Raw genomic sequence first — 13821 nt, forward strand, 5'->3', positions numbered from 1 at the left:
TACAATTAACCTTTCGAGTCTTTCGGATCATCTTTCCGCTGATAGGTTCGCTCCTCCTGAAACTTTCCATCCTCTTTGTGTATTTTCACCGACCCCGTTTTATCAGACATGAACTCTCTTGTTTTTTCGATAATCTGCTGTTTGGTTTCAGCACTTTTTGACGGACGCTCGTTTCCCTCTTTGGTTAAATTCCACTTGTCTCCATTTTTTGTGATGTGATAATTATCCATATAACCTCCGTTCTCTATTAGCCGGGATTCAGTGAAAACCACACAATCCGAGAAGCAGATAAAACGTTAGTAGATGAACGAGCGATTGTCCAATCCCAACATACTGGCTAAGTTATTTCTCTCGCTCATGACCTATGGATGGAGTCGGACGCTAAGTGCGGCGGCTAATGTTCACATAATTATTTTTTCCAGTGTTCACTAGTTTCGACCGATCAACGAGAGGAACCGTCCGCGTCGGCTTTCTGATCAATTCGCATGTTTAAACGGAAGTGAACCCCCGTTCATTTCCCTTTCCCCACTTAGCGTTAGCCCTGTAACCCTCTACGACTACAGGAAACGCTCAATGACTGGCACGACGCTTCAATCCATCATCCCGCTTTCACCCTCCGCCACTGATTTACTCACCCCCGATCAAGTGGCAGCCACTCTGGGTCTTTCGCATCGCACGCTCGCCGCTTGGCGCAGTTCGCGCCGCAATCCGCTGCCGTATGTAAAAGTCGGAAGCCGCGTGCGTTATCGACCTAAGGATGTATCTGCGTGGCTCGATAGCCGCACGCGTAGCGCTGATGGAAGTGTGAGAAACGTGCAATGAAAACCTCTCGCCTCCACTCCTCTGCAAACGACTCCACACCAAGCGACCCATCGCTGACGCTCATCCGAATCGCCGAGGTCATGGCCATCGTCGGTCTCGCACGCCCCACCATCTACAAGCTCATGAATGAGCCTGAAAGTGGCTTTCCTAAAACCGTAAAGCTCACCAACAGCAACGCCCGTGGCGCCCCGGTCGCCTGGGTTTTGTCGGAAGTTCAAGCGTGGGCACGTGGTCGCATTGAAGCACGTGATGAGGTGGCCGCATGAGCCGCTCGATTGCCAATCAAGCCTTGATGCATCCCTTTTCAGTGCTACGCCGCATCGGCTTTTCAGCCGCCACGATGCAGCGCCTCGAGCGCTATCGCGGACGACAAGACAGACAGGGTCGCGTGGTCAGCGTACTTAGCTGGGCCGACGGTACATGGTGCGCCCTCGCGCTTCATTGCGAAAAATTTGGTGCGGTGATCGTTGATGAAGGCCAGCAAACGGAAGCCTACGAAGACGCCCGCTCCATGATCCATGACGGCTTCCTCCCCCTGCTCAACCTGCGCTGGGAAGCCCACGCCTGAAACGAAAACGCCCCCGGCGGCAACCGGGGGCGTTTGAGGTCAATCTGTATGCCCGGTCAATTTATGTCGCATCAAAAAAATGCGCAAGGCTTCGTGCCGGTTGCGCTAATAAAATCTCGGGGTTATTCTGCCGGTGTCGCTGCAAATTCAGTGACCGGGTTTGGCGACCCGAGATACTTGGCGCACAGGCGCCCCATACGACAGCAGGCGCTTTTTTTGTGCCCGCCGTTTCGTGTTATGGCAGCTGTGCGTGGGAGACCTTCGGGTCTGCCGGGTTCCAAGTTCCCGGTTCGCCAACCTGCGCACAGCTGCCACCTTAAATCGTTTGGCGACGATCAGTGGCAGCTCCATCTTCAAACTTGGAGCTACACCTATGCACGCCCTCATTCCGTCCAAAAATCGCGCCGCTGCACACCGTGCAATGGCTCTCGCCGCTCTACACGCCAACTCCAGTCTTGCTACACGTCTCGCCCGCTACAACGCACACATGGCCAAAGCTCGCGCTCTCGAAGCCGCAGGCGGTGCCCAATGAACAACGCCCTGAGTTTTGCCCTGCCCGAAGACATTCTCAGCGTCAGTCAGCGCGCCGGGGCTGGTGTGCCGATTGACGCTATCGCCTGCGCAATTGAGCGCGCGGACTCGGTGCTGACGTTGCTCAAAGACCACTTTGAAGGTGAGTCGCGCCTCTCCAACCGTGTTATTGCCGCCGTCATTTGGGATGTTCGCGGCACCCTCGGCTTGATCAAAACCCTCGCTCTGCACGGTGATACCACTTCCGTTCCAGTGGAGCACGAAGGCGGTGCGCTATGAACGCGTTGACCACGATTGGCCGCACGGATTTTTCGCCTGCTAATGCCAGCGGCTTGAAATTATTTCGCGTCAACGCAGGCATCCCCATCGAAGATGCTCTGGAGCTAGCCTCTCAGTTGCAAGACCACGTGAACCTGCTGAACCGCGACGCCGCCATGAGCGATCAATGCGAACGGTTTAGTTGGCCTGCTCTTTATCTAGGTGAAATGGCAAAAGCGCTGCTTGATGACGTGGCTGACACCCTGTTCTCGCCGAGGGCCGACACATGAGCCAGCACCAGAGCAGCAAAACGAAACGTCCGAGCTTCGCCGACGTAAAAGCTGCCTCGCAGAAGGACATTGAACGTGTCCTCGCGCACTGGCTGCCCAACGGAAAGCGTGTAGACGGCGGCAAGGAATACACCGCCCCCAATCCGACTCGCACCGATAAGCGCGCCGGCTCGCTCAAGGTCAATTTGAACAAAGGCACCTGGGCTGACTTCGCTACTGGAGACAAAGGCGGCGACCTGATTGATTTAGTCCGCTACTTGGACGGCGGCACCGATGTCGAGGCGTGCGCGAAGCTCACCGAACTGCTGAGCGTGAGTGTCGGTGCTGCGCGGTCGGCTCCAACTCAAGGTAAAACCAAAGCGCCAACATGGACCGCCATACAGCCGATCCCGGCCGAAGCGATGCAACGTTGCCCGGTCCGCCATCGAGATCACGGTGCTCCGTCGAAGGTCTGGATCTACCGTGACGCTAGCGGTCAGCCACTCATGGCGCTTTACCGCTTTGATCTCGGTCCAGATGAAGACGGCAAGCCTAAAAAAGTCTTCGCTCCACTGACTTGGTGCCAGCGCTCCAACAGCGAAACCACGCAATGGCGATGGCAGGGATTGCCTGACCCCCGTCCGCTCCTGCGCTTGGAAGAATTGGCACTGCGCGATTCTGCACCTGTCGTGTTGTGCGAGGGCGAAAAAGCCGCCGATGCGGCAAGCGAATTGATGCCGGACTTCGTGGCCACGTGCTGGCCGAACGGGTCTAACTCTTGGCACAAGGCAGACCTGGCACCACTCAAAGGACGTCATGTTGTGCTTTGGCCGGACAACGACAGCAGCGGCTCAGCGTGCATGGAAGAGGTCGCCAAAAAGCTGCTCGAGATCGGTGCCGAATCGGTGCGATTCGTTGAACTGGCTACGTTCAAGCGCAAACCCACGCTAAAGGATGGTCTAGCCGCGTTTGCCAAAGGTGGTAAGTGGGACGAAGGCGACGATGCCGCCGACGCGCTGGCCAAAGGTTGGACGGCAGCACACGTCGCCGAGCTGGAGCGCAGCGGTGAGTTTTTCGTCTCCCTCAAACACGAGCAGTCCGACGAACCTGTAGAGCCAAAAGCAGCAGCCAAACAACCGGCAAAATCGAAAACAGATTTGCTGCCCGGTGGATTTCGACTGGCCCCCGAAGGCGTGTTCTATACCGGCGATGATGGTGAGTCGCGGCCAGTGTGTTCCTCCTTGGAGATTCTTGCCCGCACTCGCGATGACAAGGGTCACAACTGGGGTTTGCTGGTTGAGTTCGACGATCCAGACGGCGCTAAAAAGCGCTGGAACATTCCCGCTCGTAACATGACCGGTGACTTCGGCAAAGACGTATTAGGGCCGCTGGTAGATATGGGATTGCGCTTACCTGGAACGCGCTCAGGTCGCAATGCGCGCAACGATCTTCAAAGTTATCTGCAAGGGTTCGACAGCAACGAGCGGGCACGTTTGGTCACTCGCCTTGGATGGCATGGGCCTGCATACCTGCTGCCTGATCAACAGATTGGTAACAGCCATGAGCACTTATTCTTCTGCGATTCCGGGGCGCAGCTGCCACCTATCAGCGAGGCAGGGACGCTAGAGCAATGGCAGCAGCAAATCGGTGCTCTGTGTGCTGGCAATCACCGCTTGGCGTTTGTTGTGAGCGTGGCCTTTGCCGGGCCGCTGCTGCACTTGTTAGGGCATGAATCAGGTGGCTTCCATCTGTATGGCGACAGCTCCGGCGGCAAGACGACTCATTTACAAGTTGCCGCGTCGGTCTACGGCGGGCCGAGATTGGTCCGGTCGTGGCGCTCTACCGACAACGCGTTGGAGTCGATTGCCGCCGCACATTCGGACGGCGTCTTGGTACTCGACGAAATCGGTATGTGTGATCCGCGCATCATCGGTGAAACGGTGTACATGCTCGGCAACGGCACGGGCAAAGCTCGCGCCAATGATCGAGGGCTAGCGGGCCGTCAGGTGCAAGAGTGGCGTTTGCTGTTTCTTTCGACCGGCGAAAAGACACTGGCGCAGCACATGGCCGACGCGAACAAAGAGCTAAAGGCAGGGATGGAAATCCGCATGCTGGCGGTGCCTGCGGATGCGAGCAAAGGCCTGGGCATGTTCGACGTGCTGAACGGGTTCGAAGACGCCGCCGCCCTGTCGGACGCACTCAAAGCACGAGTAGGCAAATACTACGGTACGCCGCTTACCGCATTCCTGTCAGCGCTGTGCAAGCCCGGTGAAATGCTCGGCTGGACAGCCATGCTGCGGCGCACGGTAGAGCGCTTTATCGCCAAAGCGCTTCCTGCATCCGCCAGCGGACAGGCGCATCGAGCCGCTGCTCGCTTCGGTCTCGCCGCTGCTGCCGGTGAACTGGCGACGGCACTTGGTGTTACTGGCTGGCCGGAAGGTACTGCGACCACAGCGGCGCAGGTTTGCCTCAATGCTTGGCTCGAAGAGCGCGGCGGTGCCGGGAACATGGAAGGCGACGCCATTGTGAGTCGATTGCAGCAGGTCATCGAGCGATTCGGTGAAAGCCGCTTCACCCGCTGGGACGGTCTTGCCGCCAAAACAGACGATCACGCACCACGGACCACCGACCGCCTCGGCTTCCGGCGCACAGTTGAACACGGCATGGGCGATGGCGTTTACACGTTAGTCACCTACTACTTCTTGCCCACCGCGTGGAGGGCGGAAGTGTTCAAAGGCATGAGCCTCACCTTGGTCAACCGGGAACTAATCGAGCGCGGGATTCTGGAAGCCAGCGCGGAAGGTCGTGCTGCGCAATCGGTGCGGCTCCCCGGGCTCGCCAAAACGAGAGCGTACGTGGTGCATGCCAACGCCCTCCTCTCCTCTGAAACCGAAGCCGCGTGAAGTTGGCCGATCGAGGAGAGCTGCCGGCCGCCTCGGGTCTGGCCCGCCCGGAATAATGCGTACAAACACCACAAATTTTGATATGGAAGAATTCTCATGAGCGAACTTCAAAAGCAACTCAAGCACCATCAAGCGGAACTGGAACGTCTCAAAAAGGCGCTACCGAATCTTAGCGCGGCGGCAAAGGAGGCCAAACGCTTCCACGCAAACAACCGCATCAATAGAGCGCCTTATCCTCGCGAAATCACTGATGCGTTTGATAACGCTAAATCTGCTATCGAGGGTCACGCTTCCGAGATCAAGCGTATTCAAAGGCTGGTCGACTGGGAAGATGGCACCCGGTTCGCGAGCGCCAACATCAAAAAGGCTCAGAAAGAAATCGGTCAGGTACAGAGCGACCTGCAAAAGCTGCAGGACAAACGCCTAAAACTATCGACCAAACTGCAAAAGCTAGAGGATGAGAAACGAGCCGAAGTCGAGAAGGCCCAATATGCAGAGAAACAAGCCGCGGCGAGTTATGCGGTAGCTCTCAGTGACGGAGACGACGCAGATGAGCAGCGTGCGGAGAAGGTGCTGCGTCTCGCCTCCGAAGCACTGGCAATGGTGACACGTGGCAAGCGAGGATTGGCAGCGACCGCGCAGGCCTTGAAAAACGAAGTCGAGAAGCTCGATGTGGAAATTGCAGAGATCAGAGAGGTTTTGAAAGATCTTCGTCAGCGCCAGCTACGCGTAGCGCGGATCATGTGGGCTGACCGCATGGACAAGGCCGCTCAGGAGTTCGCCACCGTTGCGGCACACTTGGAAGCCACCGAGAAAGCCTTGGGATGGACAAGCTCGTTGAGTGAGCTCTATGTGCCCTTGCAAACCCCGCATGGGGCTTCGTGCATCAGCGAGAAGACAATCAAAGATAAAGCCTATGCACTGTCCATGGAGCAGTTGCTAGCCGCATGACTCACCGCATCGCCGATACCTACGGTGTTGCTTTCCACCCTTAACCGGATCACCAAATCGCGGAACACCAAACGTGTTCCGCGTAACTGGTGTTCCGGTTATTCGTATTTGGTGTTCCGCCTCTGAAAGCCCCGTATTTCGTGGCCTCCGACGTTTCTGGAACACATGGAACACGTGGAACACTGCCTTTTCGCTACCTACGGATTAGCTTTCCCCTCGCCCCTTTTCACGGCGTGAACCTTCAGCGCTAATGGACGCGACGGATAGCTCCGGTTCTGCCGATTGCTGTGTGCGACTAGTCCCAGGCGAAGAGCCGTAGCGGCAGATTTTACGGGTCCTCCTGAAGGGGGGCCACCTACACGGGTTATCAGACTCGCAGATTTCCTCCAGCTAAGATTTCTGTAAGGATGTCCGTCTTTCTTCCACTTCGGACAAAAATGTGAACACATGACAACGTTGAAGATGGAGGACCGCCGCGCTCGAACAGAACCTTGAGCTATTAGCATGGGTTTTTTGTAACCGCTAGCAGTGTAGAGTCTGAACGTCGCAACATATTTTGAGCTGATTGAATCGCCCAAAATGAGCTCATTTAAAAACCGTTTTTCCGATTACAAAAAAAGCAATTATTAACTTCGATGAACTCACACTAGTCAAGGAATGGCATGAACGGGAAAACCAAAGAAAACAGTCAACCACTGCGCAACGTACAAGGCTTGATACTAAAACAAAAGATCCCTTCATTGAGTACCGCACGAAGCCAAGCACAACTTAAAGACTTCGACAGTCTTTTAAAATGGGCTGCCACCGCCAAAAAAAAAGGAAAATACATTTTCCAAGAGCGTCTAAAAGCACTATTCCCGAGGACATTTAAAAGACTAAAAAGTGACTTAATCTTAAAGGATTCGAATGTAATTTGCGAAACAGCATGGGCATGCTCGCTTATAAAAAACAAAAGCTCTCATATAAAAGAATTTTTAAAAATGAGTAGCGAATTGGAGCTAGCATACTGGAAAGGAGATTTCGAAAGCTGCAACACAACCTTAAAAAATATCGAGGACAAATTTGGTGTATCGCTGTGGCTGATCGAAGTAAAAATGGCGATACTTCAAGCCTCAAAAGGTCTAGTTGAACAGAAAAAATATTTATCAGAAATAAAGAAAACAGCAGGAAAGCATGTAAGTTATTACGGTTGGAATTTTAGTTTTAGAAATGAAGAAGCTGTAACTCCTGCCCGTTACATCAAACACATCCGCAGCGCTTCACGTGAACTAGAAAAATCTGGACAACAGACTTCCATTCTCTACAAAACTTTACCCACAGAAGTAACAAGCGAATGGGAACTACAAGTAATCCTTCAATTCGAAAGCAACTCCAGCATCATAGATTTATATTCAACATTTATAGAGCTTGGCATTGACTTCGAAACATCTAAATCTTCAAACTTAAAGGATCTGCAAGCGATATTTAACACAAAGCTATTAGAAATACTTCCACTTACAGAAGACAAAAGACTATTCAACTTACTCAAACCAAAATCAGATATTCCAAAAAATACTGAATGGGAAGATCTAATCAAGCTGTTTCTAACCGGACAGTGGGAAAAGTGCCTGGACATAATAAGCAAAAACAAAACATTCTCCAACTCTCCCCAAACAATAAGTATCGAAGCTGATTGCAGAATCTTTTTAAATCTCACATCAACATTTGACGTCAAATCAAAGCCTAGAGCTGCCATCCTAAATGCGTTGATTGACATCAAAAGAAATGGAAATGCGGCGGAAAAATCTCTTGGCTATCTATTCAAACTCAGGCTCAATCTTCGACGCTTTGATTTTGCCTCAATAATTGATAAATGGCTAGATGACGTATTCTTTCCATGGACAGCCAACGACAAACATAATAGAGCATCACTCCACATCTATAGTAAAGACCTACCTTTCGACTTATTTGATCACAAACCAAACGACGACTGGAATAAATACTTCACACTACAAGTAAAACTGAAAACTCTTTCAGAAAACAAAGATTTTCATGAAGTCATAAAAGAGACAAACGAATGGAGATCCATAGAATGCTTCCAGACAAAAAAAGTAGCGATACTCTATCGACAACATGCCTTATTGAGTCAGAAAAACTACAAACTTGGCATTCAAGAAGCCTCTTTACTATTAATTGAAAACTCCTCACTAATAACTCACATACCAATGAAAGAGTACGTGAATGCTCTAGATAAAGACCTGAGAAAAGAACTTGCAGGAGAAATATCTGTCCCCATCCTGCTCCACATCGCATCGAAGAAAATCAACAAAAGCTATGAAAAAATAAGCTCATATGCTTATGAAGATTTCCTGCTTTCACATAAACATAGGAAACCCTCGGACCTAGCAAAAAATTTGAAAGATCATTGTCAGACCTCTTTAATCTACTATTTAAAGTTTATATGCAAAGCTGAAACCATGAAAGTGTCTAGAGTATTTAAAAGCTCGCTCGACTTACAAAACGAAAGACTTCTTGTATGTCTAATGCTTATTAAGCTAGACCATGAAAACAAAGACCCCTATGAGACAGAAGTCCGCGAGATAACTCGCGCTCAAACAGTTTTCGAAGGAGTTAGGCATGTTGAAAAAAGCAAAATATCTATTGACTCTGCAGGATTAAAACGCTGGGCTGACGCTAACCTTAGCGAAGACTTCAATAGATTAAAAGGCTTATTGCTAATCGAGGGCGAATCAAAGAAATTCAATACGGACACAGACGACAAGGAGCTTATTAGCTTCGTATCTTCGAGCAACAATAAAGATGAACTCTTTTTTCCCGATAACGAATCGAGATTTTCTCTAATCGAGCTTTACTGGTTACTACTCGTAGAATTTTTATTCAACTCCGAATATGGCCTTGATTGCTACTTAAGCATGAGGATACGACATGGTGTGCTAAGCGGTCAGCTTAGGGGGGCGCTCGAAAACCAAAAGATCCTAACGAAACGCTCATCTGATGGTAAAACATACTTAAGCAACAAGCACTGGACCAAAACACTATCAGAAGAAAATTATAAAAAAACTGAAGAAGTAGACGAATTATTAAAATCCTTTTCTAAAGAGCTAGACGACTCAATCTTCCATTTAGTTAACGAAAAAATACAAATAGAAGACGCAGAAAAGCCGGAAGGTTGGTTCAAAAAGTCCTTTACCTCGGCAGATTTATCGGTACTTCACAAAATTGTCCGGGAAAAAGAATTCAACTTCGCCAACTTCTTCGAGGCGAGCACTCACATTTTTTGGCGCGGGATTAACAAAAGCTTAAAAGAAATAAATCAGCATCTAGAAATTGACACGAAGAAACACGCCACTGAAATATTTGAACGCCTCAGCAAGTCCATCTTGGATCTAGATCCGAACGAGCCGCCACTCGGCCTCATGCGTGCAATTACGGAGGCGAAAACATCGTACTACCAGTCACTAAATGTTGTAAAAGAATGGTTCAGCCTGCCATCACCATATGAACCGCCCGTATTCTCCTTCGAACAGCTCGTAAGAGTAGGGCTAGAATGTGTTAAAAAAATAAAACCTGGGTTCGAGCCGACAATAACGATTACAGGAGCCAGTTTAAACATAACAAGCATGCTCACGTACTTCTCAGACATATTCTACGTCATATTCAACAACATAGAAGAATACTCACTCATAGAAAACCCAAAAGTTAATGTTGAATCAACCCTATCAGGAGACATATTAGCTGTAAGAATTATCAATGAAATATCCCCGAGCGCGAAAGATGATTGCAGCATTGAGCGTGTAGAGGAAGCAAAAGATCTAATAAGATCTGGTGATTATCGAAAAAAAGTAAATGAGGAAGACCTCAGCGGCTTTAGCAAAATAAAAAATATAATCGGGGAAGATAATTCTTTAACTTTTGACTTCATTGACACCTCCAGCTTCTCAGTTCAGTTCACAACGCCGGTTAGAAGGATTACGACATGAAAATTCTTATCGTGGAGGACGACGAAAACAAAAGAAGCCAACTAAATGACTTTCTCGAAACTAGTTTTCCAGATCTCACAATAGTAAATGCATTTTCAATCCAAAAAGGATTGGACTATGTATTTGACGACAATATTGACTTAATAGTTCTCGACATGACATTACCTACATACGATGTCACGCCAGACGAACCAGGAGGTGGTACGAATATTTTCGGAGGCTGTGACTTCTTATCCCAACTGGATAGATTCGATATAAAGACACCGGCAATCGTAGTCACACAATTCGAAATTTTTGGATCTGGATCAAAGACGATGACTCTCGAGGGGCTCAGAACGCTTCTAGAAACAGAGCACTCAGAGAATTGCTACGGCTTAGTTTATTACAATGCATCAAGTGAAACATGGATCAAGGAGTTAGACACTCTCTTGAAATCTCTTGTGAAGAAAATAGGGACTGATAAAAAGTGAGCGCAAAAATAATATTAGTAGACGACAACCAAGAAAAAGTAAAAAATATACTTCGAAGTATAGACGGGGTACCAGGTTACTCATCAAGAGATATAGATGTTGCAAGAACGATAAACGAAGCCCGAGAGCTTTTGGAGCACAACGACTATGAGTTGATGATTCTTGATCTTTCACTTCCAGAACGACTAGATTGCGACCCTCACGCAAGTGGCGGCGTAGATTTACTTATGGAAATTGAAGAGCGGGCTATATATAGCTCTCCTCGGGAAGTAATAGGACTCACCGCGTTCACAGCAATTAAATCAGACCACCAAAGCTTTTTCGACAAACGCTTGTGGAGCGTTATGATGTATGAGGAGGGATCTGAAAAGTGGGTCGGACAGCTTCAACAAAAGCTTAAACAAATTAAAACCTCGCTTTCAGTGAGAAACACAACAAAAAATTATGATTCCGAGATCTGTGTAATTGCTGCATTGAGCAAACCAGAACTCAGCGCACTGCTTAATGTAAAAAGTTGGAACTGGAGCGATTACGAAATCGCGAACGACCCTACCAATTACTACAAGGGTAGCTTAAAAGACGGAAAAGATATTTACGCCGCAGCCTCTCCAAGAATGGGGCTACCCGCAGCGGCTGTGCTGGCACATAAGATGATCAATAGATTTCGGCCGAAATATCTAGTAATGATCGGTATCGCTGCAGGAATCGAAAATAAAATCAACATCGGAGATGTTATTGTTGCTGATCCTGGCTGGGACTATGGAAGCGGAAAGATCACAATTGACGACGATGGTGTCTCAGTATTTGAGCCTTCTCCTCATCAAATCGCTTTAGATCCTATTGTAAAAAAACAATTTGAACGGATTGAGAAGGACCACATTGCACTATCTACAGTATATGCTGAATGCCCTACTCATAAACCTGACACACACCTTAAAGTCCATATAGGCCCTTTCGCGTCAGGCGCTTCAGTTATTGCTGACCCAGCAGTAACAATCAAACTGAAAGAACAACATCGTAAAATTATTGGATTCGACATGGAAAGTTACGGAGTGATGACTGCCGCCAATGACTGCGATGAGCCAAAGCCGAAAGTCATAATAATTAAATCTGTGTGTGACTTTGGAAACTCGCATAAAGATGATTTGTTCCAGCCATACGCTTCTTACACAAGTGTTGCCTTGTTTAAAATCTGGGCGGAAACCTATTTGTAAGTCATTACTTTTTCAGACAAGAGCATGCAGTTTATCTGCATGCTCGTACACTTCGTTGTGACGTGACGAACACAGCCCTAGAACACTAACTGTAAGTTATGGCACCTCCCACTACAACGGTCCGGCGGGTTTCCGACCCCGTATAGAAGGAATACTCCCAGGGTCCCCAGCGGTATTGAGACCTGCTCGAGCATCACAGCACCAGCACACGGTCGGTTAGTTCAAATGTATACTCGCTGCTGGCCAGAAAGGTTGGAGTGAATCATGGAAGACAAAGTCTTATTAGTTTCAGTACTTAAACGTATCAACGAGAACCAGCTTGCGTTAGGTGCAGCCGTAGAGGAGCTTTCAAACTGGGTAGAGCAACGAGGCTCAGTAGACGTGGCCGATAACGTTCGAGGCGCCCTAGCTGCACTGGATAGGAATGAAGGGTTTCTCACTCTCGCACTCATCTCACTTTCTGCTGAGGCCGGCTCTGATGGAAAATTCGAATAACCAGGACGTTACGTCCAGAAATCCACCCTCGACGCTCTTCAAATATTTGCATCCCGACCGGATCGATGTGTTGGAGGCGTGCAAAATTTGCTTTGCCTCTCCACTCAACCTCAACGACCCATTTGAGTTAAAACCACCTATCCGCCTGTATGAGACAGAAGAGACGATGTGGGCAACACTCGACCTATTACTCCCCAAAATGGTCGAAGAAACGTTTGCAGGATTGCCACCAGCCGCAAGAGCCTTGATAACCAAAGAGCAAATCGAGTCCCGAGCGCGCTCTCAAATGCTGTCTAAAAATGGTGGAATCGTCAGCATCCTCAGGGACTTAACACCTGCCCTCCACTCTCGATTCAAAGAAGAAATGGAAAAGAAGGTCGGCATACTCTGTCTGACTGAGACACCTGACGACCTTCTGATGTGGGCGCACTACGCTTGCTCCCATGAAGGGTTCGTAATCGAATTCGACACTGAGTCTGCTTTCTTCAATCAGCGGCGCAGTCAAAAAGATGATTTCAGGCACCTCAAGCCGGTCCAATACTCGACTGTCAGACCCCCACTGACCTTCGATAATGGAAATATCACAGCGATGTTGACGAAAAGTGAGCATTGGTCATACGAACGCGAATGGCGGATGATGGTCGACTTAAGCGACTCAACAAACACCCTATCTTTTCACGGCAAGACCTATCACCTCTTCGAATTCCCACCCTCTTGCATTACATCAGTGATACTGGGTGCTCGAATGCCCGAAGCGATCAGGGCGGGATTTCTTGAATTGATCAAAGAAACTCCGACGCTTTCACATATCATTTGTTACCAAGCCTCAACCGATGACACCCTTTTCAAGCTGAACATCGATCCCACGTGAAATCGGAGTAGCAGTCATCAACATGTATCCCTAGCTGTATCCCTAACTATGTAATTTGCCTGCAAGCCGCGATTTATATAGAGCGCACGAGTCTCCCTCGGGCACCAAAATTAAGAAAGGTCTTGCTTAGCAAGGCCTTTTTTTTCGTCTGCAATAAAGTGGACGCGCAATGCAGAACGCTCACCACCGCGCGGGTCGCACGTGACATTGCGCGGACTCAGGTGTCGGAGTCAGTTTTAGGCTCAGCCTGAGCACTTCCCCCAAACAACCGCGCCGCTATCGCCCGCCCCCGCTCCAGCCCTTCCTCCGTCAACCAGACCGACTTGTTCCTGTTCACCGGGTTACTGATATAACCCTGCTCATGCAATCGGTTCATGATCTCGAAATCGAATCCTTTCCAGGCATTGCCGTCGTCGGAGCTGAGTGCTGCCAACAGGGCAAGCACGGCGTCTTCCATCAGTTTGTCGTCGTATTCCATGGTCGTCACTC

At 49.4% G+C, this 13821-nt stretch carries 14 protein-coding genes; 12 read left to right on the top strand and 2 right to left on the bottom strand.

Going from position 1 to position 13821, the window contains the following annotated elements:
- Window positions 1-5 precede the first annotated feature (5 nt).
- Entirely contained in the window at window positions 6-230 is a 225-nt protein-coding gene (locus tag CKW26_RS09410) for a DUF2188 domain-containing protein (protein WP_095048360.1), read from the bottom strand.
- Between the two features lie 343 nt (window positions 231-573).
- Between CKW26_RS09410 and CKW26_RS09415 the strand changes: the two genes are divergently transcribed.
- The 12 genes from CKW26_RS09415 (at window position 574) to CKW26_RS09470 (ending at window position 13332) form a co-directional block, all read left to right on the top strand.
- Entirely contained in the window at window positions 574-822 is a 249-nt protein-coding gene (locus tag CKW26_RS09415) for a helix-turn-helix domain-containing protein (protein ID WP_095048361.1), read from the top strand.
- Window positions 819-1088: an AlpA family transcriptional regulator gene (locus CKW26_RS09420; protein WP_095048362.1), complete on the top strand. Its 270-nt coding sequence runs from the start codon at window positions 819-821 to the stop codon at window positions 1086-1088. Before CKW26_RS09415 ends, CKW26_RS09420 begins: the two co-directional genes overlap by 4 nt.
- Window positions 1085-1390, top strand: coding sequence for a hypothetical protein (locus CKW26_RS09425; RefSeq protein WP_095048363.1), 306 nt, complete (start codon window positions 1085-1087; stop codon window positions 1388-1390). Before CKW26_RS09420 ends, CKW26_RS09425 begins: the two co-directional genes overlap by 4 nt.
- A 528-nt stretch (window positions 1391-1918) precedes the next feature.
- Complete coding sequence (locus CKW26_RS09430) at window positions 1919-2200, top strand: hypothetical protein (RefSeq protein WP_095048364.1); 282 nt, start codon at window positions 1919-1921, stop codon at window positions 2198-2200.
- Entirely contained in the window at window positions 2197-2469 is a 273-nt protein-coding gene (locus CKW26_RS09435; protein WP_095048365.1) for a DUF3077 domain-containing protein, read from the top strand. The genes CKW26_RS09430 and CKW26_RS09435 overlap by 4 nt, the downstream gene beginning before the upstream one ends.
- Complete coding sequence (locus tag CKW26_RS09440; protein WP_095048366.1) at window positions 2466-5351, top strand: DUF927 domain-containing protein; 2886 nt, start codon at window positions 2466-2468, stop codon at window positions 5349-5351. Before CKW26_RS09435 ends, CKW26_RS09440 begins: the two co-directional genes overlap by 4 nt.
- A gap of 96 nt (window positions 5352-5447) precedes the next feature.
- The gene (locus CKW26_RS09445) at window positions 5448-6302 is read left to right on the top strand and encodes a hypothetical protein (RefSeq protein ID WP_095048367.1); all 855 of its coding nucleotides are present in this window, start codon (window positions 5448-5450) and stop codon (window positions 6300-6302) included.
- Window positions 6303-6964: 662 nt separating this feature from the next.
- Complete coding sequence (locus tag CKW26_RS09450) at window positions 6965-10282, top strand: hypothetical protein (protein ID WP_095048368.1); 3318 nt, start codon at window positions 6965-6967, stop codon at window positions 10280-10282.
- Window positions 10279-10752 carry a response regulator gene (locus tag CKW26_RS09455; RefSeq protein ID WP_095048369.1) on the top strand — a complete coding sequence of 158 codons (474 nt, stop codon included), beginning with the start codon at window positions 10279-10281 and terminating at the stop codon, window positions 10750-10752. Before CKW26_RS09450 ends, CKW26_RS09455 begins: the two co-directional genes overlap by 4 nt.
- Window positions 10749-11966: a response regulator gene (locus tag CKW26_RS09460; RefSeq protein WP_095048370.1), complete on the top strand. Its 1218-nt coding sequence runs from the start codon at window positions 10749-10751 to the stop codon at window positions 11964-11966. The genes CKW26_RS09455 and CKW26_RS09460 overlap by 4 nt, the downstream gene beginning before the upstream one ends.
- Before the next feature lie 264 nt (window positions 11967-12230).
- Window positions 12231-12461, top strand: coding sequence for a hypothetical protein (locus CKW26_RS09465; protein ID WP_095048371.1), 231 nt, complete (start codon window positions 12231-12233; stop codon window positions 12459-12461).
- Window positions 12445-13332: a DUF2971 domain-containing protein gene (locus CKW26_RS09470; RefSeq protein ID WP_177409238.1), complete on the top strand. Its 888-nt coding sequence runs from the start codon at window positions 12445-12447 to the stop codon at window positions 13330-13332. The genes CKW26_RS09465 and CKW26_RS09470 overlap by 17 nt, the downstream gene beginning before the upstream one ends.
- A 217-nt stretch (window positions 13333-13549) precedes the next feature.
- Here the strand turns inward: CKW26_RS09470 and CKW26_RS09475 are convergent, their stop codons facing one another.
- Complete coding sequence (locus tag CKW26_RS09475; RefSeq protein ID WP_095048373.1) at window positions 13550-13810, bottom strand: DUF6429 family protein; 261 nt, start codon at window positions 13808-13810, stop codon at window positions 13550-13552.
- Between the last annotated feature and the right edge of the window lie 11 nt (window positions 13811-13821).

The sequence above is a fragment of the Pseudomonas sp. Irchel s3h9 genome (genome assembly GCF_900187475.1).
GTDB lineage: Bacteria > Pseudomonadota > Gammaproteobacteria > Pseudomonadales > Pseudomonadaceae > Aquipseudomonas > Aquipseudomonas neuropathica.